The following is a 19,771-nucleotide window of genomic DNA, read 5'->3' as shown; positions in this document are numbered from 1 at the left end:
AAAGCGTTCTGTCGGCGCCGACCGGTCCCGACACGGTTTTGTCTCGCCCCCGAGAAGTGCGGCCAAATGCTCAGCAGGCAGTACCTCCGGGAGAACCCGGACGTGGTGCGGCGGAACCTCGAAGACCGGGGGATGGCCGACGACGTGGCTCTGGACCGACTCCTGGAGATCGACGAGGAGTGGCGGTCGCTCAAAAGTGAGGGCGACGACCTGCGACACGAGCGCAACCAGGTGAGCGACCGCATCGGCCAACTGAAAGCCGAGGGCAAAGAGGAGGAAGCCGAGGCGGCCATCGAGCGGTCGCAGCGACTCAAAACCTCCCTCAACGAGGTAGAGGAACGCGCCGAGGAACTCGAAGCGGAACTCGAAGCCGGCCTCATGGAACTCCCGAACGTCCCCCACGAGGACGTGCCCGTCGGCGAGGACGAGAGCGACAACGTCGAGGAGCGACGTCACGGCTTCGACGACCCGCGCGACCTGCCCGACGAAGTCACGCCCCACTACGATCTGGGCGAGGAGCTGGACGTCATCGACGAGACCCGCGGTGCCAAGACCACCGGCGCTGGCTTCTACTTCCTGAAAGGCGACGGCGCGCGCCTCGAACACGCCTTGATCCAGTTCATGATGGACGTCCACCGCGAGCAGGGCTACGTCGACCTGTTCCCGCCCATTCCGGTCAAGTCCACGTCGATGGAGGGGACCGGACAGCTCCCCAAGTTCGCGGCGGACGCCTACCGCATCGGCGGATCGGAGACGACGGACTACGACGACGACGACCTGTGGCTCTGTCCAACCGCGGAGGTACCCGTCACCAACATGTACGCCGACGACATCCTCCTCCGGAAGGACCTGCCCCTCAAACACCAGGCCTACACCCCGAACTTCCGGCGCGAGGCGGGCGAACACGGCACCGAGACCCGCGGTATCGTCCGCGTCCACCAGTTCAACAAGGTGGAACTCGTCAACTTCGTCGAACCGGCGGAGAGCTACGACCGCCTCGACGCCCTCGTCGACGAGGCCGAGGAGGTCCTCCGGCGCCTCGGACTTCCTTACCGTATCCTGACGCTCTGTACCGGCGACCTCACCTTCGCGTCCGCGAAGACCTACGACATCGAGGTGTGGGCGCCGGGGACCGACGCCGAGGACGGCCCGGACCGCGGCGGTCGGTGGCTCGAAGTCTCCAGCGCCTCGAACTTCGAGGACTTCCAGGCCCGTCGGGCCGGCCTGCGTTACCGGCCGGAGCGACACGAGTCCGCGGAGTACCTCCACACGCTCAACGCCTCCGGAACGGCGGTGGGTCGCGTGATGGTCGCCATCCTCGAGTACTACCAGAACGAGGACGGCACGGTGACGGTTCCGGAGGCGCTCCGGCCGTACATGGGCGGGATGGAGATCATCGAGGGCCACGAGAAGGTGGGTGAAAGCGCCGTCGGCGCGGGCGACCGGGAGTAGTCCCTCGTCACTTTTCCTCACGGGCGATCCCGCGACGTTACTATCACCGAGTAGTACTGTTCGGCACGATTATATTCTCTCCGAACGAAGTAGTGCTATGGCAGATCTACCCTCGGGCGAAGCCAACACGACCAGCACCGGCGACTACACCGAAGCGGAGTACGAACTGAGCGCCGCCGAGGCCGGCGACTTTCTGATCGAACTCGGCGAACGCCTCCAGGCGGGCGACGACGTGACGCTCACCGGCGACGGCTGGGACCTCGAGTTCGCCTACAACGACACCGTCGAACTGGAGATCGAACACGCCAGCGGTGCCGACGCGGAACTGGAGATCGAGATCGAACTGTCCGCCGCGGGCGACGAGTCGCCGCCGTCACTCGGCTAGTCGGTGTACGTCGTCAGCGACTCGATCCGCCCGTCCGCGACCCGGAAGACGTCGACGAAGCCGAACAGGTCGTCGCCGTCGGCCGCCCGGAGGCGTCCCCGCGCGAACACGGTGTCGTCGTCGCCGACGACAACCTCTTCGAGGACGTGTTCGGTGTCGGTTCGCGGACGTTCCTCCCGCATGAACCGGACGAATCGGTCACGGCCGTCGAGCGTTCGGTCGGGTCGATGCTGGACGAATCCGGATGCGAGGAGGCCGTACAGACGGTCGTCGTCGCCGGCGTCGATGGCGTCGTAGTACCCCAACACGGCGTCTCGACGGTCCATACTGCCCCTTTCGTCGGCGACGGGATGAACGTTCGGCCGCCGCGACGACAACCCATTTATTCGGTCACCGCCTGCCACCGCTTGTGCTTGTGGACCTGCACGTGCGCTACGCGGGCGACGACGACCCCGAGAAGTGTACGGCGCGGAAACTCGCCCGGTTCGACCTGGTCGACCTCCACCGTTCGGACCGGGCGACGCCGTACGGGGTCGTGCTCAACCCCCACGCGGAGCGGGCGCTCTCGCCCGCCGACGCGACGGAGACGCTCGTCGCCCTCGACTGCTCGTGGGAGTCGGCGGGTGAGGCACGCTTCTCCCTGCCCGGCGAGCACCGGGCGCTCCCCTACCTCGTCGCCGCCAACCCCGTCAACTTCGGTCGGCCGATGCAGTTGACTACGGTTGAGGCGCTCGCGGCGGCCCTCGTCATCCTCGGCGACCGACCCCACGCCGAGCGACTCCTCGCGAAGTTCACGTGGGGGGAGACGTTTCTCGAACTCAACGACGAACCCCTGCGGCGCTACGCCGACTGTGCCGACTCCGCGGACGTCGTCGCCGTCCAGGGTGAGTATCTGGACCGCGGCGGCGACGCGTAGCCCTCGGCCGGGTCACACTCCGGTGACTGGCGGTCGCTGGCCACGGAGCGGCGAAGGATTGATACTCGGGCGCTTCGGGTGAGGTAGCATGAGGTCCCACCGACTCCTCCCGGTGGCCGCGGCCGTCGCCGGCGCCGCGGCCGTCGCCGTCGGCGTCCACCAGGGGCTGGTTCACGTCGCCTCCGGCTACGAGGGAACGATCGTGACCGGCTGGGGACGTGCGCTCAACCACGAGGAGCGCCTGCTCGTGTGGGTGGGCGCCCTCGGCGTCGCCGGCGCCGTCGGCTCGCTCCGATGGCGACCGCTCGCTGTCCTGCCGGCGGCGACGGGCGGCGTCGTCCTGCTCTACGCGCTTCGAGCGAGCCTCCACTACGCGCTGGACCCGGGGCTCTACGTCGAGGTTTCGGGGTACGGCGACGCCCCCGTTCGTCTCGTCCTCGGCGCCGAACCGTTCCTGCTGGTCGCCGGCGGGGCGCTCCTCGTCGCAGCCGGCGTCCGCGGGTGGCGCGTGGAGCCGGCGGGTGCGGCCGAGGACGAGCGGTCGGCCGTCCAGTCGTCGGTATCGTCCGAGCGCGTCTGAGACTGCCGGCCGTCAGTCGATACGGATCGTCGTCCGGGGTGGCGACTCCCTCGAAACGGTCACGGCCGAACGTTCGAGTCGCCGGTGCGAACGGACGGCCTTTTATCCGCGGGTGTCGAAGACCCGACAATGATTTTCGAAGGCCTGCCGACCACGCCCCGGTCGGAGGAACTCATCGACAAAGCCTTCTCGCGGGCCGCTCGCTCCGGTCGTGCGAAATCGGGGCTGGAGGCCCAGCAGTCGATGCTGCAGACGGCGGGCAACATCCTCTCGGACAACCTGGAGAACGTGGTGACGGAGTGGCCGGACTTCGGCGCTGTCGACCCGTTCTACCGGGAACTCGCGGACGCGGTGTTGCGACGCGAAATCGGATCGCGAACGGCCGACCACGGCGCCGAACAGGTCGGTCTCGACGCTCTCCGCGCCAGCCTCTCGGAGGTGACGTGGGCGAGCCGACAGGTCGAAGAGATCCAGCGGGAGTACAACGCGAAACTCCGGAAGACCGACCCCGAGACGGCCCGCAAACACCGCAAACAGGCGTTCGCACGGATGGCCGACGTGGTCGAGGAGGTGGCCGAGGACCTCCGGCGCGTCGGCGACGCGCGCAACGCCCTCCGTGACCTGCCCGATATCCGCCCCGACGAACCGACCATCGTCGTCGCCGGCTACCCCAACGTCGGCAAGTCGTCGTTCGTGAACGAGGTCACCCGCGCCGACAACGAAATCGCGCGGTATCCGTTCACGACCCGGGGGATCCAGATCGGCCACTTCGAGCGGAACCACGTCCGCTACCAGATCATCGACACGCCGGGACTGCTGGACCGCCCCGAGGAGGACCGCAACGACATCGAGAGTCAGGCGGTGAGCGCGCTGGCTCACCTCGCCGATGCCGTCCTGTTCGTCGTCGACGCCAGCGAGGCGTGTGGCTATCCGCTCGACGCGCAACTCGCCCTCCGTGATGCGGTCGTCGAGCGCTTCGACGCGCCAGTCCTGACGGTCTGTAACAAGAGCGACCGCTCGACGGCCGTCGAGGCCGACGCCTACATGAGCGTCAGCGAGGACGAGAACGTCGACTCGGTGCTCGATTTGGCCGTCGAGACGGTCGATTGGGAGCCGGATCTGCCCTCCCGCTAGGCGGCCGCGTACGTCACGTCGACGGCCGCCGTCACCGTCACGGGAGCGGGCTGGAACGTCGTCTCCCCAGCGGCGGTATCCTCGAACCGAGCGACTGGAACGGGATCGAACGCCGCGCCGGTGCTGGCGTGGCGCACGCCGGTCACCGAGAGATCGGCCGCGCTCGCGATACCGTCCGCGTCGGTTCGCGCGGCGCCCATCGCCCGGTCGAGTGCCGTCGCCCGCAGTTCGGCCCGTCGCTCGTCGCTCAGGGTGAACCGGACGCCGTCGACGTTCGTCGCACCGGCGCCGACCGCGAGGTCGACGATCTCGCCGGCGCGGGCGGGCTCCGTCTCGACCGCGAGCGACTGAACTGCGCGGTAGCCACGCAGTTCGCGCTCACCGTCGTGGTAGTCGTAGACCGGTGCGATGCCGAAGGCCGTCGTCGTCACGGAGGCGTCGGGGATGTCGGCGTCCGCGAGCGCCGACCGCACCCCGTTCACTCCACGTGCGACGCCCTCGCGCGCGGCGTTCGCGCTCTCCGCGGTCACCTCGACGCCGAGGGACACCACCGCCAGGTCCGCCTCGGCGCTCGCCGTTCCCGTCGCCGACACTGCGATGGTCGAGCCGTCACCGGCGCGCTCCCCGTCAGTCCCGGTCTGGAGCGGACCGACGCAGCCGGCGAGGAGGACGACGAGGACGAGCGCCGCGGGTAGCAAACGTTTCATACAGATCACACGACTTCGGGCTACAAGAACTAGCGCGTCGCGCCGTGGTCGCACGCGACACCGGGAAGGTCGGAACGATCAGGTGGCGACGGGCAGCGACCGTGCGGTTCGACTCGGGAGCGAAGCGACGCGCCCGTCGAGGTGACGTGTGCCGCCGTCGGCTCGTCCGCGCTCACTCGTTCGACGACGATGTACCGCACCTCGACGGCGACGGGCCGGTCGGGACGGAAGGGCGTGGCGACGGTGGGACCGATGCGCTCGGCGAGGCGTCCCGCGAGCGCCGGCGTGTCGGTTCCGGGCGGGTGGCCGACGGTGACGGTCACGCGCTCCGGCCGGCTGAAGGGGAAGGTCTGCTCGTAGGTGATGGTGATCGAGAGGCGTTCGAGGTCCTCGTAGTCGTCGATGGCGTCGTCGACGGTCGCTCGCGTCTCCTCCTCGAAGGTCGCGGTGCGGTAGGTGCTGTACGTGACACCCGCGAGTAACGTCGAGAGGACGAGCAGCGCGCCCCCGAGTGCAGCGATGCGTTTCAGCGTCGCCACCCGTGCTTCCTCGGAGCGGAGCCAACTCTTGGGGCGGTAGCCCGTCGCCCAGAGCACTGCGAGCGCCGCGAAGTTGATCGACAGGAAGTTGACGAGGACGAGGACGAGAGCGCCGGTGACGCTACGGGGCGACCCCCAGGCGAGGCCGATACCGACGACGGCGGTGGGTGGAACGAGCGCGGCGGCGATCATGACGCCGACCAGTGCCGTCGAGACGCCGGTCGAGAGACTGAGCGCCCCCGCGGCGCCCGCTGCCAATGCGATGACCAACGAGAGGACGTCGGGGACGAGACGCTCGCGCACCTCGTCGATGGCGAACACGTCGGCCGTCTCCAGCGGGACGACGTGGGCGGTTCGCAACAGCACGGCGAACCCCGCGGCGGCGAGGACGGCCAGGAAGCCGCCCGCGACCTGCTGTTTCACGCCGCGTACGAGGAGTTCGCGGTCGTCGACGACCGATCCCGTACTCGTGGCCATGGCCGGCCCGATCAGCGGGGCGATGACCATCGACCCGACGACGACGGCCGCGGAGTCGAGCAGCAGTCCGGCGGTGGCGACGACCGAACTCACCACCGTCATCACGACGAACGTACGCCAGTTCGGCGCCAGCGACCGCGCTCTGGCGGCGAGTTCTTCGCGGGCGATCCGGTCGCCGTTCTCCTCACCCTCCTCGTAGCGCTCCACGAGGTCGTCGAACCGGCGCGAGATGACCGTCTCGGCGTTCAGGACGACCGTGTATGCTTCCCGGTCCAGCCCCGCGTCGTGGAGGCGTTCGAGGACGGGTTCGACCGCCGTCTGTGGGAGCGGGAAGGTGACCGACGCGGTGTACTCGCGGTGACTGGTCTCGTCGGCGACGACGTAGTCGATCCCTTCGTCGTCGAGGGCTCGCAGGATGGCGTCGCGCTTCCCCGGCGGGATCATGACCTGAACGAGTCGCACGGACGCATATCCACGCCCCGCCGGCATATAGCCTGCCGTCGTTCTCAGTCCGCGCTCGTGGGCTCGCCGGCGTCCGGCGTCGTCCCCTCGCGCCACGTGAAGTAACTCGCCAGCGCCGGGCCGGTGACGTTGTGCCAGACGCTGAACAGTGCGGGAATCAGGGCTGCGGCCGGCGAGAACAGCGACGTGGCGAGCGCGACGGCCAGGCCGCTGTTCTGGAGGCCCACCTCGAACGCACAGGTCCGGACGCGGTCTTCGGACATGCCGGCGGCGCGGCCGACACCGAAGCCCGCTCCCAGTCCGATGGCGTTGTGGGCGACCACGGCGAGGAGAACGAGAGCGCCGGCGGTGCGGATGTTCTCGACGTTGGCGCCGACGACGCCCGCGACGATGGCGACGATGGCGACGACGCTGATGACCGGGAACACGTCGACGCCCACCTCGGCCGCCGTCGGGGCCTTCCGGTCGAGGACGTAGCGGATGGCGAACCCGAGGACGACCGGGATGATGACGATCTGGACGATGCTCGTGAACATCTGCATGAAGGTCACGTCGACGCTCTCGCCGACGATAAACAGCGTCCACGCGGGCATCACGATGGGGGCGGCGAGCGTCGTGAGCGTCGTGATCGCCACCGAGAGCGCCACGTCGCCGCGCCCGAGGTACGTCATCACGTTCGAGGCGGTGCCCCCCGGCGCCGCGCCGACGAGGACCAGTCCGAGACCGATGGCGTCGGGCAGGTCGAGGACGAGATAGAGGGCGTAGGCCGCCAGCGGCATCACGAGCCACTGGGTCACCGCGCCGATACCCACGGCCACCGGTTGGGCGACCAGTCGTTCGAAGTCGGCGGGCTGGAGGGTCAGCCCCATCCCCAGCATGATCAACCCGAGCAGCGGTGTGACGTAGTCCAACACCGGGACGAACGGCGCGGGGTTCACCATCGCCGCGCCGGCGGCGACGACGACCCAGACGACGAAGTACTTGCTTGCCAGACGACTGAGACGGGAGAGTCGATCGGTGAAGCTCACGTCGATACGGTCGGTGCCGAACGCCGGATAGCTCTGACTATTTCCTCGTCCGCACGCTCCGCGAGCCTGAGCGGCGTGCTGGTATCCGTTTGACCGAACGCGGCGTGGTGCCTCGGTGCGAGCGGCCGCGTCACTCCCCCGCCAGTCGCGCCAAGAGCGGCATTTCGGCGATTCGTTCGTCGGACAGCGCGTCCCACTCGATGCCCGACGGCTTCCCACCCGCGCCCGTCCGGACGGTCCGCGACGGCGTGACGACGAGGTCCATCGGCACGTCGCGGTCGTCGGTCGGCAGGTCGGCGTCGAGCACCTGCCGTTCGTGGACGGTGGTGACCGTCGTCGTGGTCTCGTCCACCGGATCGAACTCCCGGAGGACGGCGAACTCCAGGTCGCTGTACCCCTCACCCTTGCCGATCCGGGTCCCCGCCTCGTTCACTGCGACGCTCCCGCTGACGATCAACTCGACCGGGGCCATCTCCGCGGGGCCGACCGGGTCCCCGTACTCCTCGATGCCGCCGATGGTGGTCGCGTCGTCGACGTCGTCGATTTCGGCGGGATCGAGGCGGCGGAACGCCCGTTCGTCGCGTAGCCGCGGCACGGCGACGTACAGCACCTTCCCGGCCCGGAGCGCCGCCCGTCGCACCGGCAACTGCGGCGCGTCCGGATTCGACTTGACCGTCGCCGCCGCCGCCCACTCGTCGGTCGCCGCGAGTCGCGTCGCCGCCTCGTCGGCGCCCGCGAAGTTCGGGATGCGGCCGTGGGGCGGGAACGGAAACCGCGCCTCGCCGCTCTCCGCCAGGTCGTCCCAGACACGCTGCCTGATGCGATCCTTGTCCATGGGAGGGCACGGCGCCGGACGCCCATACGTCTCCCGCCCTCGACACGCCGAGTTTAACCGCACGAACCGCCAAGGGCGGGTATGTTCGAGGACCGCCCGGACCGCGACGAAGTCGTCCTCGTCGGCCGGTCGAACGTCGGCAAGTCGACGCTGATGCGCGAGTTGACCGGGCACTCGGTCTCTACGGGCCGCAAGCCGGGGGTGACACGCCAGCCCAACCACTTCGACTGGGTCTCCGAGAGCTTCATGTTCACCGACCTCCCGGGCTTTGGCTTCATGTCCGGCGTCTCCGAGGAGCACCGCGAGCAGATCAAGACCGACGTGGTGCGCTACGTCGAGGACAACGCCGACGACATCCTCGTGGGCGTCCTCGTCGTCGACGGCAAGAGCGTCGTCGACATCATCGACCGCCACCGCGGCGAGGGTGAGGTCCCCCACGACGTGGAACTGTTCCACTTCCTCCGAGACGTGGGGGTCCCGACCGTCGTCGCCGTCAACAAGATGGACAAGGTCGAGGACCGGGACGAACGGCTCGACGACCTGTGTGACCGCCTCGACATCCTCCCGCCGTGGCAGCAGTGGCAGGACACGATCGCGCCCATCTGTGCGAAACGCGGCGACGTCGACGCCCTGACCGACGCCCTCGAAACCCACTTCCACGAGGCGAAACGTGACGACCTGCTGAAGTTCCTCTAAACGACCCGGTTGGTCAGCGACTCGCCCGCCGCGAGGCGGCGCAAGTTCTCCCGGACGATGGTCGCCACGCGCTCGTAGTACTCGACGTTGAACCCGGCGGCGTGGGGTGTCAGGATCACCTCCTCGCGGTCCCAGAGCGACGACTCGGCCGGTAGCGGCTCCGTCTCGAACACGTCGAGACCGGCGCCGGCGACGGCGCCCGAATCGAGGGCGTCGACGAGGGCGCCCTGGTCGACGACGGGGCCGCGAGCGACGTTGATCAGGTAGGCATCCTCGCGCATCGCGTCGAGTTCGGGCGCCGAAACCATGCCCTCGGTGTCGTCGGTCAGCGGCACCGCCAGCGCGACGAACCGGGCGTCCCCGATGGCCTCGCGGAGGTCCGCTGGCGGGTACACTTCGTCCACGCCGTCGACGGGCGTCGGCGTCCGCTTCACGCCCGTCACGTCCATCCCCAGTGCCGACGCCCGCGTGGCGATGCCCGTGCCGAGGGTGCCGAGGCCGACGACGCAGGCCGACTCCCGGCGCAGGGGGAAGGCGTCGTTCCACGCCGGCTTCCGCCACTCGCCGCGCTCCTGGTTCGACCGATGGGTGTGGAGGCGGCGAGCGAACGAGAGCATCATTCCCACCGCCGTCTCACCGACGACGTCGCCGTGGATGCCGGTGCTGTTGGTCAGTGCGATATTCCGGTCGGCCAGCGCGTCGAACGGGAAGCGGTCCACGCCCGCCTGAATCGAGTGGATCCACGTCAGGTCGGCGTCGAGGAAGCGGTCCTCGTAGGCGAACGTGACCAGGGCGTCACAGGCGGCGAGTTCGTCGTTCTCGCCGTCCCCACGGGAACCCGCAGACCCCTCGCCACCGACGATCTGAACGGACGGATCGACCGCCGACAGCGCGTCGCAGAACACCGCCGCGGGGAACACTTCGCCGACCGACTCGTGGACGCCGAGCGTCGAAACCGATGACATGACGGCGGCTACCGAGTCCGGGAGCAAAAGCCTGTCTGCGAATCGACGGTGGCTCAGGAGAAGGGTGTCATCACACGGGGCTGAGTGGGGGTAACCGTCATCATCGCCACCGCCCGAGCTTTGGACACGCGGGCTAAAGAACCCACGGCCTCGGGACGGCGTGTCCCGGTATTCCGCCACGAGCGACGCCGCCGGGATCGAACGGCCACTCGAGCACTCGCTCGCCGCAGGCCCGGCGGCCGACCCGGCCGACGTAGTCGACGCCGTAGGCGGAGGTGAGTGCCGCGTCACAGTCGGGCCAGGTCGCGTCGGAGTCGACCGGTCCGGTCCCGTGGCCGTCGGGCCGTTCACCCACGTTCACCGTACTTTATCGGGATTAAATCCGGCTTAAGATGGGTTCAAACCGCGGAAAACCCGGGTTCACTGCGTCGGGGGTTCAATACCCCCTGGCGACAGTGTCCGAGCGCAACGATGACCCGAACGAAACTCGTCGCGGTCGTGTTCGCGGTGCTCGTGGCAACCGTCGGTACGGTTGCCGCGGCGCCCGGGAACGCGCCCGTCGAAGTCGGTGCGGACGACCAGTACGACGACCACGCGGAGCAGGCCGACGAGGACGCTGACGACGCGGCCAACGAGTCGTCCGACGACGGTCGACCCGCGGACGTTCCCGCCGACGGTAACGCGGACGACGCTACCGCCGACGCGGCCGACCGCCGCGGCCCGCCCGCGGACCTACCCGCACAGGTGCCCAGTCACGTCTCCGCGATCCACGACCTGATCGGATCGTTCCTGGTCGGTGACCTCGACGGGTCGCTCGGCGACGCCGTGAGCGACGTGACGCCTGACGACGGCCGGAACGACGGGGCGAGTGACGCCGGCGCGGCGTAACGCCCGATGACCCCGATCACGGTTCCCGGTGTCGAGGCCAGACTGCTCACGTTCCTCGTGAGTGCGCTGATCGGCGGCGTGGCCATCCACGCCGGCGCCCGGATCGTGTCCGATGCCCGAGGCTACGCCCACGCCGTCCTGACCGCGCTGGTCGGGGCACTCGTCTGGGCGCTGCTCGAACCGGTGCCGGTGCTCGGCGGTTTGCTGGCCCTGATCGCGTGGATCGCCGTCGTCCGGTGGCGGTATCCGGGCGGCTGGCTCCGCGCGATGGGTATCGGTGTCGCCGCGTGGGCGGCCGCCGTCGTCGTCCTCGCGGGCCTCGACCTCCTCGGTGTCGGTGCGGTGTCGGCGCTGGGCGTGCCGGGCGCCTGATCACCCGCTGACGGTTCCGGCTCCCTCCAGTCCCCCGTCCCACTCCGCACGCTCCCGGTGTTCGGCCGCCACCGCCCGGATCCCCTCGGTGTCGAGTACCCCCCGTTCCGTGACGACGCCGGTCACCAGATCGGCGGGCGTGCGGTCGAAAATCGGATTCGCGACGGACACCGGCGCCGCCCCGTCGTAGAGCGCGGCCGTGTCGCCCGTCTCGCCGTGGACCGCCTCGTCCGGACGCACCTTGGCCGCGGCGGCGACGACGTACACCGGCACGTCCTCCCGGGCGGCGGCGAGTGCCAGTCCCCGGGTCCCGACCTTGTTGACGACGCTCCCGTCCGCGAGCACCGCGTCGGCGCCGACGAGGACGCTGTCGGGCGCTCGGGCGGCGAGTTCAGCCGGGAGCGCCGCCTCCGTCGTGAGCGTCACGTCCAGTTCCGCGTCGGCCAGCGACGCGGCCACGTCGGTGCCCTCCCGGGCGGGGCGCGACTCGCCGATCAGCACCGCCGGCCGTGCCCGGTCGAGCGCCGCCCGGACCGTCCCCGACTGCGAGAGGGTAACGACCGACACACCACACCGCTCGGCGGCCGTCGCGGCGGCCGCGTCGTCGGCGTCGAGTGCCGCCTCCGCGGCGGCGGCCGCCCGGTCGCGGACCGTCCCAGGGGTCCGATCCCCCCCGCTCATTACCCGATTCACGCGGTTCGCGACGGCGGCCATGCTCGGCCGGGCGTCACGGAGGGCGCGGGCGACGCTCGCCACGGCCGCCTCGTCGTCGGCGACGGCGGCCCGGTCCCGCAGGACCTCCAGTGCGCGCACGGAGATCCAGGCCGCCCCGTGGGTGTCGTCGCTCGCCACCGTCTCGACCGTCGGCGCGACGGCCGCGTAGACCGCCCACAGCCCGGGGACCGTCTCGCGCTCCCGAATCGCCGGTGGCGACACCCACTCGTGGACCGCGATTTCTTCGTTCGGGGTGACCTCGCGGGAGTCCACCTCGAACAGGAAGGGGTGGACGGTCCACTCCCGGCCGTCGTCCTCGATGTCGACGGGGTCGCCGGCCCGGACGAGCGTCGCGTCCGTCCGCCCGGTCTCCTCGCGGACCTCGCGCCGGGCGTCCCGTTCCGCGTCGGCGGGGTCGCCTTCGACGTAGCCCGAGATCCCGGCCCACCGGCCCGTGTAGGTGCCGACGGCGTCGCTCCGGCGGCCCAGTAGGACCGCCGTACGGTGACGCAGAAAGCAGGTGACGACGTTGGTCATGGCCACCCTTCGGTCGCCGGAGATACGGGTCTTGCGGCGACCGCGGGCCGACGGCTCGTGGGACAACGATATGCCGATCGCTCGCCAACTGGTGCGTATGGATCTGGCGATCATCGGCGACACGCACATCCCCGGTCGGGCGACGGGGATTCCCGACTGGGTTCGTGAACGGATCGAAGCCGCGGATCACGTCATTCACACCGGTGACTTCGAGACGCCGGCCGTCGTCGACGAGGTTCGAGCGCTGGCCGGCGGCGACCTCACCACGGTCCGGGGCAACATCGACGCCGCGAGCGTCGACCTCCCCGCCGTCGCAACCGTCGAACTCGGCGACGTCGCGTTCGTCGTCACCCACGGCACCGGCGACCGGGTGGGGTACGAGGACCGCGTCGCCGCCGTAGTCGGGGAACACGGCGGCGACGTGGGGATCGCCGGCCACACCCACCAACACCTCGATACGGTCCACGACGGCGTGCGCCTCCTGAATCCCGGGTCGGCGACCGGCGCCGATCCGGCCACCGAGACGACGATGCTGACCGCCGCCGTCGCCGACGGCGACCTGGACGTGACGCTCCACCGCGGCGGCGAGTAGTACCGGCCGCCCTCGCCAGTGGCGCGGCGCTTTTCACCGCCGGCGGCGGAGGGGTGGTATGAAGGTCTTCGCCGTCCCGGACCTCCCGGAGATCTCCCCGGGCGACTCCCTCGCGACCCTCGTCGCCGAGCGCGTCGACCTCCGGCCCGACGACGTGGTCTGTGTCGCCAGTACCGTCGTCTCGAAGGCCGAGGATCGGATCGCCGACCTCTCGGCGTTCCCCGCCAGTCCCCGCGCCCGCGAACTCGCCGCCGGTCTCGAACGCGCGACGGGCGACGAGAAGGACCCTCGCTTCGCGCAGGCCGTCCTGGCGGAGAGCGCCGACCTCCTCATGGAGGCGCCCTTCCTCCTGACCGAGACGCGATTCGGCCACGTGACGGTCAACGCGGGTATCGACCGCTCGAACGTTCGCGGCGGCGACCTGTTGCTCCTGCCCGAGGACCCGACCGAGAGCGCCGCCCGCATCGAGGCCGGACTCGACGCCGACCGCGTCGTCGTCACGGACACCTGCGGCCGGCCGTTCCGGCACGGACAGCGCGGCGTCGCCATCGGCTGGGCGGGGATGCCCGCGGCCCGCGACTGGCGCGGGGAACGCGACCGTGAGGGGCGGGAACTCGGCGTGACCGTTCAGGCCGTCGTCGACGAACTCGCCGCCGCGGCCAACCTCGTCGCCGGCGAGGGCGCCGGCGGGACGCCCGTCGTCGTCGTCCGCGACTTCGAGTTCGGCGATCACGGCGGGAGCGACGCGCTCTTCCGGGACGTCGAGGGCGACTTCGTCCGGCAGGCACTCCACGAGTGGTCGTTCGAGGCCGAGTAACGGACGTCTTCGACACCGGCAGGACCCGCGACCGACGAACGGTTTTTCCGCGTCCGCGCCAACCGACGCACGAATGCTCTCGACGCGTTCGTCCACGACGACTGCGAGGTGCCAGCACCGCTGATGTTCGGGATCGAACTCACGCCCGAACATCCGATTGAACGCCTGGTCAACCTCGGTACGTCCGCCGAACGCGCCGGCTACGACACCGTCTTCGTCTCCAGTCACTACAACAACCGCTCGCCCTTCGCCGTCCTGTCGCGGCTCGCGGCCGAAACCGACGAGATTCGGCTGGGTCCCGGCGTGGTCAACCCCCTCGAACGCCACCCAGTGACCTTGGCGAGCGAGGTCGCGACCGTCGCCGAGGCGAGCGACGGCCGCGCCGTCTTCGGCATCGGCCCGGGTGATCCCTCGACCCTCGCCAACCTCGGCCTCGCCGACGACCGGGGACTGCGCCCCGTGCTGGAGGCGTTCAAGGTCGCGGGGCGACTCTGGGACGGCGAGCGCGTCACCCACGACGGCACCTTCGAGGCCGAGGACGCCGGCCTCAACTTCGACGTTCCCACGCCCATCCCCACCTACGTCGGCGGCGAGGGGCCGCATATGTGCAAGATGGCCGCCAAACACGCCGACGGCTTGCTGTTCAACGGCTCGCATCCCGCGGACCTGCGCTGGGCACGCGAGCAGGTGGCGGACGGCCTGTCCGACCGTCTCGACGGCCTCGGAGCGTTCGACCTCGCGGCCTACGCCAGCGTCAGCGTCGCCGCGGACGAGACCGCCGCCCGCGAGGCCGCTCGCCCCCCCGTCGCGTTCATCGCTGCCGGCGCCGCTCCGCCGGTCCTCGCCCGCCACGATCTGGATGCGGAGCGCGCCGCCGATATCGGCGAGGCGATCAGCGCCGGCGACTTCTCGACGGCCTTCGACCGCGTCTCGCCCGCCATGATCGACGCCTTCTGCATCGCGGGCACCGTCGACACCGTGGCCGACCGCATGGCCGCGGTGCTCGACCACGCCGACAGCCTCGTCGCGGGGTCGCCGCTCGGTCCGGACCTCGACGCCGCTATCGACCTCGCGGCGACGGCACACGAACGGGCGACGGAATAGCTAAGAGTCGCCCGCTCGACCCTTCTCGCGTGTCCGATCGATCGCTCGACGAGTTCGCGACGGCGGCGGACGAGAGCGCCGACGAATCGCCGGTCGACCCCGCCCCCGCGACCATGCGCTGGTCACCCGAGGGTGCCCCCTGTGCTGCCTGCGGATCGACCGTCTCCCGTCGGTGGCGCTCCGCCGCCGACGCCTTCGTCTGTGCCGACTGCAAGGAGTGGTGACGCCGGTCAGTCCCGACGTGGGTGACGCTCGAACCCGCGAGCGAGGTGTCCCTCGTCGATGGCGAGGACAGTCGGCCGACCGTGGGGACAGGCGAACGGCTGCTCACAGGTCCCGAGGCGGGTGACCAGTTCCGCCGCCGCCTCCTCGGAGAGGTCGTCACCTGCCTTCAGCGACGGGTGGCAGGCCAGATCCGCGAGGAGACTGTCCCGCCCGTCCGGCTCCTGCCCGTCCCGCAGGGCCGCGAGCGTGTCTCGGAGGGATTCGGGGGCGGCCACCCGACCGAGCGGCGCCGGCACGGCCCGCACGCGGACGGTTCCACCGCCGAAGGGTGCGGCGTCGAATCCGAGGGCCGAGAGTTCGTCGGCGTGTGCCTCGACGGCGGCGACCTCGTCGGGTGTGAACGAGAGCGTCGCCGGCGGATCGAGGGATTTCGCGGGGATCCCGTCGGCCCCGACCGCCCCGCGCAGGCGTTCGTAGTTGATCCGCTCGTGGGCGGCGTGCTGATCGATCACCAGCAACTCCTCGTCGGCGGCACAGAGCACGTAACAGTCGCGAAACTGGCCGAGCACGTCGATGTCGCCGAGGACCGACGGTTCCGCCTCGACCGGGTCGAGCGCCGCCGACAGATCCATCGCCACGTCCGCGGACCGCCGCAGGTCGGCCGTCGACAGGGCGTCGGCGACGGCGTCCTCGACGGCCGCTGCGACGGCGTCGGCCGACCGGAGCGCCACCCGCTCCTTGGTGGGGTGGACGTTCGGGTCGACGGCCCGGGGGGGTAGCGACACCGACAGCGCGACGACCGGGTGGCGGTCGCCGGACAGGAGCGACCCGTACCCTCGTTCGACCGCACGACGGATCGCCGGCATCGCGACCGGCCGTCCGTTGATCGCGACGCGGACGTGAGCCGCCGACGCTCTGGTGACCGACGGGTAGGCGAGCACGCCATCGATCCCGACCGAGGCGTCGCCGTCGCCCACCTCGACCCTGGCCTCGGCGTCGAGGGTCGTGCTCTCGCGAGCCACCTCGCGACCGTAGACGGACAGGGCGGCGTCCTCGAACGCCCCCGACCCGGGCGTGGCGAAGGTCCGTCGACCGTCGTGGTCGAGGCTGATCGCTACCGCGGGTCGGAGGAGGGCGTAGGCGGCGACACGGTCGCTGATCCGTTCGAACTCCGTCGCCGGCGCGGCCAGCGACTCCCGTCGCGCCGGGCGGTTGTGGAACAGGTCGGTCACCTCGACGGTCGTCCCCCGCCCCCGGCCCGCGGCGTCGACACGCACGTCACCGTCCGCGACCCGCACCCGCGTCCCCCGTGGCCCGCCGTCGTTGGTCGTCAGTTCGAGCGTCGCCACGTCGGCGATGCTGGCGAGCGCTTCCCCGCGGAACCCGAGCGTCTCGACGGCCCGGAGGTCGCCGTCCGGAAGTTTGCTCGTGGTGTGGCGCTCGACGGCGAGCGTCGCCGCCTCCCGACTCATTCCTCGGCCGTCGTCGGCGACGCGGATCCGCTCTTCCCCGCCGCCCGTCACCGCGACGTCGACTCGCTCGGCGCCGGCGTCCAGCGCGTTCTCCACGAGTTCCTCGACGACGCGTGCCGGCCGCGTCACCACCTCGCCCGCGGCGATGCGGTCGACCGTCTCGCGGTCGAGTCGCCTCATGGCTCCTCGACCCGCGATTGCAGGTCCGCGAGCAGGTTCAGCGCCTCGATGGGCGTCGTGGTGGCGAGGTCGACGTCGCGGAGTTCGGCGGCGACGGCCGGGTCGACAGTCACGCCGGCGTCACGCTCGTCGGTCGTCGATCCGTCGCTCACGCCGCCCCCGCCCCGTTCGTCGCGACGCCACCGAGTCCCGACAGCGTCACCTGCATCCCCTCGTCGTGGCCGGTCGTCGCGCCGTCCCCGTCGACGAGGGCGTGCGCCCGGTCGACCACCGGAGCGGGGACGCCGGCCATCCGCGCCACCTCGACGCCGTAGGAGGAGGAGGCGGGCCCCTCGGCGACCCGATGGAGGAAGGTCACGTCCTCGCCGTCCTGATCCGCGGCGAAGTGCAGGTTTCGGACCCGTTCGCGTTCGCCGGCCAGTTCTGTCAGGTCGTGGTAGTGGGTGGCAAAGAGCGTCGTCGCGCCAACCTCGTCGTGGACGAACTCGGCGGCCGCACGGGCGATGGCGCGGCCGTCGGCGGTGCTCGTTCCCCTGCCCACCTCGTCGAGCAGGATCAACGAGTCGCTCGTCGCCTCGTGCAGAATCTCGGTGAGTTCGGTCATCTCCCGCATGAACGTCGACTGCCCGCCCGCGATGTCGTCGCTCGCGCCGACGCGGGTGAACACCCGGTCGACCACGGGAAGACGTGCGGCGGCGGCGGGGACGAACCCGCCCGCCTGTGCCAGGACGACGATCAGCGCCACCTGGCGCATGTACGTCGACTTGCCGCTCATGTTCGGGCCGGTCACGAGCGTCACGCTCCCCGGGGGGAGTGTGGCGTCGTTGGGGACGAACCGCTCCTGGGTCACCTCGACGACGGGGTGTCGTCCCGCTTCGATTTCGACGCCCCCGTCGTGGAACGTCGGGCGCGCGTAGTCCCGGTCGACGGCCACCGTCGCCAGCGACGCCAGTGCGTCGAGTTCCGCGAGCGCCCCGGCGAGCGCCTGGAGACGGTCCGTCTCCGCGGCGACCGACTCCCGAACCTCGCGGAAGCGCTCGTACTCCAGGGCGTCCGCTCGCTCGGCCGCGCCGATGATCTCGTCTTCGCGCCGTTTCAACTCGGGCGTGTAGAACCGCTCGGCGTTTTTCAGCGTCTGACGGCGCGTGTAGTCGTCCGGGACCCGGTCCAGATTGGGGTCGGTCACCTCGATGTAGTAGCCGTGGACCTGGTTGTGTCCGACCGAGAGGGAGTCGATCCCCGTTCGCTCGCGCTCTGTCGCCTCGAGGTCGGCCACCCACTCCCGGCCCTCGCGTTCGGTCGCCCGCAACCCGTCGAGTTCGTCGTCGAACCCCTCGCGGATCACGCCACCCTCGGTCACCTCCACCGGCGGGTCGGGCCGGATCGCCCGCTCGATCAGGTCGCGCACGTCGGTAAGCGGGTCGATCCGCTCTCGGAGGTCACGCAGGCGCGTCGCCTCGGCGTCGTCGAGGGCGTCCGCCACGGCGGGCACGGCCCCGAGCGTCGTCGCGAGCGACCGCAGGTCGCGGGCGTTCGCTCGGCCGCGGGCGACCCGGCCCGCGAGGCGTTCGAGGTCGTACACCTCGCGGAGCGCCTCCCGAATCGTCTCGCGGGTGAGCGCCTCGGCGGCGAGTTCGGCGACGGCGTCGTGTCGTGCCTCGATCCGCTCGCGGTCGACCAGCGGTCGGCGGAGCCAGCCGTCGAGTTCGCGGCGGCCGAGCGCGCAGGCCGTCTCGTCGAGGACCGAAAAGAGCGTCTCGCTCTCGCCGGCGCCGCGGTTCTCGAACAGTTCGAGGCTCCGGATGGCCGTCGCATCGAGCGTGAGGGCGTCCCGCGGATCGTACCGCCGGATCCGGGTCACGTAGTCGAGCGGGCCGTCGTCGCCCTGCGTCCACTCCGCGTAGGCGAGGACGGCGCCGCAGGCCCGTCGCTCGGCGACGTCGTCGACCACCGCTTCGGGGCTTGAAACGTAGGCTTCGAGCCGTTCCGTCGCCGTCTCGTCGTCCATCCCTGCGGCCGCGTGATCGGTCACCATCGGCTCGACCGACAGTGCCTCTGGATCGACCGATGCGTCCGGGCCGACGAGCAACTCCGCGGGGGAGAGGCGGTCGAGTTCGGCCACGAGTCGGGCGTCGTCGTCGACGCTCGTGACCAGACACTCGCCGGTCGAGGTGTCGACGGCGGCGACAGCCCGGGTCGCTCCCTCGCGGGCCACCGCGGCGACGTAGTTCGTCGTCCCCGTCCCGAGGAGTTCGTCGTCGAGGATGGTGCCCGGCGTCACCACCTGCGTCACCGCACGCTCGACGAGTCCCGACGCCTCCTCGGGCGTCTCCACCTGTTCCGCGACGGCGACGCGGTAGCCCGCGTCGAGCAAGCGCTCGACGTAGGAGGCGGCGCTGTCGACGGGGATGCCGGCCATCGGGTACGTGCCGGTGCTGTCCTCGCGTCTGGTGAGCGTGAGTTCGCACACGCGAGCCGTCTCCTCCGCGGCCTCGCAGTACGTCTGGTAGAAGTCGCCGTTCTGGAAGAGCAGGAGGGCGTCCTCGTAGTCGGCACAGCACTCGAAGTACTGACGCAGCATCGGCGTCAGTTCCTCGCGAGCGTCGACCATGCCGTCCGGGGGACCGGTCACGGCGTCCGCGTCCATACTCCCAGTCCGGCGGCCGAGAGATAAAAACCGTCAGGTTAGCCGAC

21 protein-coding genes and 1 pseudogene are annotated in these 19,771 nt (G+C 70.5%); 12 read left to right on the top strand and 10 right to left on the bottom strand.

Features of this window, described 5'->3' with window-relative positions; genetic code table 11:
• The first annotated feature begins 66 nt into the window (after positions 1 to 66).
• A complete protein-coding gene (serS, locus tag V8686_RS02775) occupies positions 67 to 1,452 on the top strand; it encodes a serine--tRNA ligase (RefSeq protein ID WP_379702444.1) in 1,386 nt (461 codons plus the stop codon).
• A gap of 97 nt (positions 1,453 to 1,549) precedes the next feature.
• On the top strand, positions 1,550 to 1,837 hold the full coding sequence (locus tag V8686_RS02770; RefSeq protein WP_379702443.1) for an amphi-Trp domain-containing protein: 288 nt from the start codon (positions 1,550 to 1,552) through the stop codon (positions 1,835 to 1,837).
• Here V8686_RS02770 and V8686_RS02765 read toward each other — a convergent pair.
• The gene (locus V8686_RS02765) at positions 1,834 to 2,163 is read right to left on the bottom strand and encodes a nuclear transport factor 2 family protein (RefSeq protein WP_379702442.1); all 330 of its coding nucleotides are present in this window, start codon (positions 2,161 to 2,163) and stop codon (positions 1,834 to 1,836) included. The two genes, V8686_RS02770 and V8686_RS02765, sit on opposite strands and share 4 nt — an antisense overlap.
• A gap of 89 nt (positions 2,164 to 2,252) precedes the next feature.
• Between V8686_RS02765 and V8686_RS02760 the strand changes: the two genes are divergently transcribed.
• The 3 genes from V8686_RS02760 (at position 2,253) to V8686_RS02750 (ending at position 4,467) form a co-directional block, all read left to right on the top strand.
• Positions 2,253 to 2,753 (top strand): DUF367 family protein, encoded by a 501-nt coding sequence (locus V8686_RS02760; RefSeq protein WP_379702441.1) that lies wholly within the window; start codon positions 2,253 to 2,255, stop codon positions 2,751 to 2,753.
• Between the two features lie 88 nt (positions 2,754 to 2,841).
• Positions 2,842 to 3,333 (top strand): hypothetical protein, encoded by a 492-nt coding sequence (locus V8686_RS02755; RefSeq protein ID WP_379702440.1) that lies wholly within the window; start codon positions 2,842 to 2,844, stop codon positions 3,331 to 3,333.
• Between the two features lie 129 nt (positions 3,334 to 3,462).
• Positions 3,463 to 4,467: an NOG1 family protein gene (locus tag V8686_RS02750; protein ID WP_379702439.1), complete on the top strand. Its 1,005-nt coding sequence runs from the start codon at positions 3,463 to 3,465 to the stop codon at positions 4,465 to 4,467.
• Here V8686_RS02750 and V8686_RS02745 read toward each other — a convergent pair.
• From V8686_RS02745 to V8686_RS02730, 4 genes are all read right to left on the bottom strand, one after another.
• Complete coding sequence (locus tag V8686_RS02745) at positions 4,464 to 5,174, bottom strand: SIMPL domain-containing protein (protein ID WP_379702438.1); 711 nt, start codon at positions 5,172 to 5,174, stop codon at positions 4,464 to 4,466. The genes V8686_RS02750 and V8686_RS02745 overlap by 4 nt on opposite strands.
• Before the next feature lie 29 nt (positions 5,175 to 5,203).
• Entirely contained in the window at positions 5,204 to 6,652 is a 1,449-nt protein-coding gene (locus tag V8686_RS02740; protein ID WP_379702437.1) for a TIGR00341 family protein, read from the bottom strand.
• 44 nt (positions 6,653 to 6,696) lie between these two features.
• Entirely contained in the window at positions 6,697 to 7,680 is a 984-nt protein-coding gene (locus tag V8686_RS02735; RefSeq protein ID WP_379702436.1) for a bile acid:sodium symporter family protein, read from the bottom strand.
• A gap of 130 nt (positions 7,681 to 7,810) precedes the next feature.
• Positions 7,811 to 8,515: a 5-formyltetrahydrofolate cyclo-ligase gene (locus V8686_RS02730; protein ID WP_379702435.1), complete on the bottom strand. Its 705-nt coding sequence runs from the start codon at positions 8,513 to 8,515 to the stop codon at positions 7,811 to 7,813.
• Between the two features lie 81 nt (positions 8,516 to 8,596).
• Between V8686_RS02730 and engB the strand changes: the two genes are divergently transcribed.
• Positions 8,597 to 9,211, top strand: a complete 615-nt coding sequence (engB, locus tag V8686_RS02725; protein WP_379702434.1) for a GTP-binding protein EngB — start codon at positions 8,597 to 8,599, stop codon at positions 9,209 to 9,211.
• Here the strand turns inward: engB and ddh are convergent.
• Positions 9,208 to 10,176 (bottom strand): D-2-hydroxyacid dehydrogenase, encoded by a 969-nt coding sequence (gene ddh, locus V8686_RS02720; protein WP_379702433.1) that lies wholly within the window; start codon positions 10,174 to 10,176, stop codon positions 9,208 to 9,210. The two genes, engB and ddh, sit on opposite strands and share 4 nt — an antisense overlap.
• Positions 10,177 to 10,309: 133 nt before the next feature.
• Positions 10,310 to 10,531 carry a hypothetical protein gene (locus V8686_RS02715; protein ID WP_379702432.1) on the bottom strand — a complete coding sequence of 74 codons (222 nt, stop codon included), beginning with the start codon at positions 10,529 to 10,531 and terminating at the stop codon, positions 10,310 to 10,312.
• Between the two features lie 116 nt (positions 10,532 to 10,647).
• On the opposite strand from V8686_RS02715, the gene V8686_RS02710 reads away from it, so the two are divergent.
• Both V8686_RS02710 and V8686_RS02705 read left to right on the top strand, forming a co-directional pair.
• Positions 10,648 to 11,064 carry a hypothetical protein gene (locus tag V8686_RS02710; RefSeq protein ID WP_379702431.1) on the top strand — a complete coding sequence of 139 codons (417 nt, stop codon included), beginning with the start codon at positions 10,648 to 10,650 and terminating at the stop codon, positions 11,062 to 11,064.
• 6 nt (positions 11,065 to 11,070) lie between these two features.
• Positions 11,071 to 11,436 (top strand): hypothetical protein, encoded by a 366-nt coding sequence (locus V8686_RS02705; protein WP_379702430.1) that lies wholly within the window; start codon positions 11,071 to 11,073, stop codon positions 11,434 to 11,436.
• Here the strand turns inward: V8686_RS02705 and V8686_RS02700 are convergent, their stop codons facing one another.
• On the bottom strand, positions 11,437 to 12,687 hold the full coding sequence (locus tag V8686_RS02700) for an NUDIX domain-containing protein (protein ID WP_379702429.1): 1,251 nt from the start codon (positions 12,685 to 12,687) through the stop codon (positions 11,437 to 11,439).
• Positions 12,688 to 12,784: 97 nt separating this feature from the next.
• Between V8686_RS02700 and V8686_RS02695 the strand changes: the two genes are divergently transcribed.
• The 4 genes from V8686_RS02695 to V8686_RS02680 all read left to right on the top strand — a co-directional run bounded on the left by V8686_RS02695 (position 12,785) and on the right by V8686_RS02680 (position 15,424).
• Complete coding sequence (locus V8686_RS02695) at positions 12,785 to 13,279, top strand: metallophosphoesterase family protein (protein WP_379702428.1); 495 nt, start codon at positions 12,785 to 12,787, stop codon at positions 13,277 to 13,279.
• 58 nt (positions 13,280 to 13,337) lie between these two features.
• Entirely contained in the window at positions 13,338 to 14,096 is a 759-nt protein-coding gene (locus V8686_RS02690) for a coenzyme F420-0:L-glutamate ligase (protein ID WP_379702427.1), read from the top strand.
• Positions 14,097 to 14,219: 123 nt separating this feature from the next.
• Positions 14,220 to 15,200 (top strand): 5,10-methylenetetrahydromethanopterin reductase, encoded by a 981-nt coding sequence (locus V8686_RS02685; RefSeq protein WP_379702426.1) that lies wholly within the window; start codon positions 14,220 to 14,222, stop codon positions 15,198 to 15,200.
• A 29-nt stretch (positions 15,201 to 15,229) separates the two neighbouring features.
• Complete coding sequence (locus tag V8686_RS02680) at positions 15,230 to 15,424, top strand: DUF7573 domain-containing protein (protein ID WP_379702425.1); 195 nt, start codon at positions 15,230 to 15,232, stop codon at positions 15,422 to 15,424.
• A gap of 6 nt (positions 15,425 to 15,430) precedes the next feature.
• Here the strand turns inward: V8686_RS02680 and mutL are convergent, their stop codons facing one another.
• Entirely contained in the window at positions 15,431 to 17,077 is a 1,647-nt protein-coding gene (gene mutL, locus V8686_RS02675; RefSeq protein ID WP_379702424.1) for a DNA mismatch repair endonuclease MutL, read from the bottom strand.
• Positions 17,074 to 19,724 (bottom strand): annotated as a pseudogene (gene mutS / locus V8686_RS02670) (DNA mismatch repair protein MutS). The gene mutL and the pseudogene mutS overlap by 4 nt, the downstream one beginning before the upstream one ends.
• Positions 19,725 to 19,771: the final 47 nt, after the last annotated feature.

The sequence above is a fragment of the Haloplanus litoreus genome (assembly GCF_045690335.1).
Classification (GTDB): Archaea; Halobacteriota; Halobacteria; order Halobacteriales; family Haloferacaceae; genus Haloplanus; species Haloplanus litoreus.
Note: the sequence above shows the minus strand (reverse complement) of the source record. Positions and strands in the feature narration are given on the sequence as shown.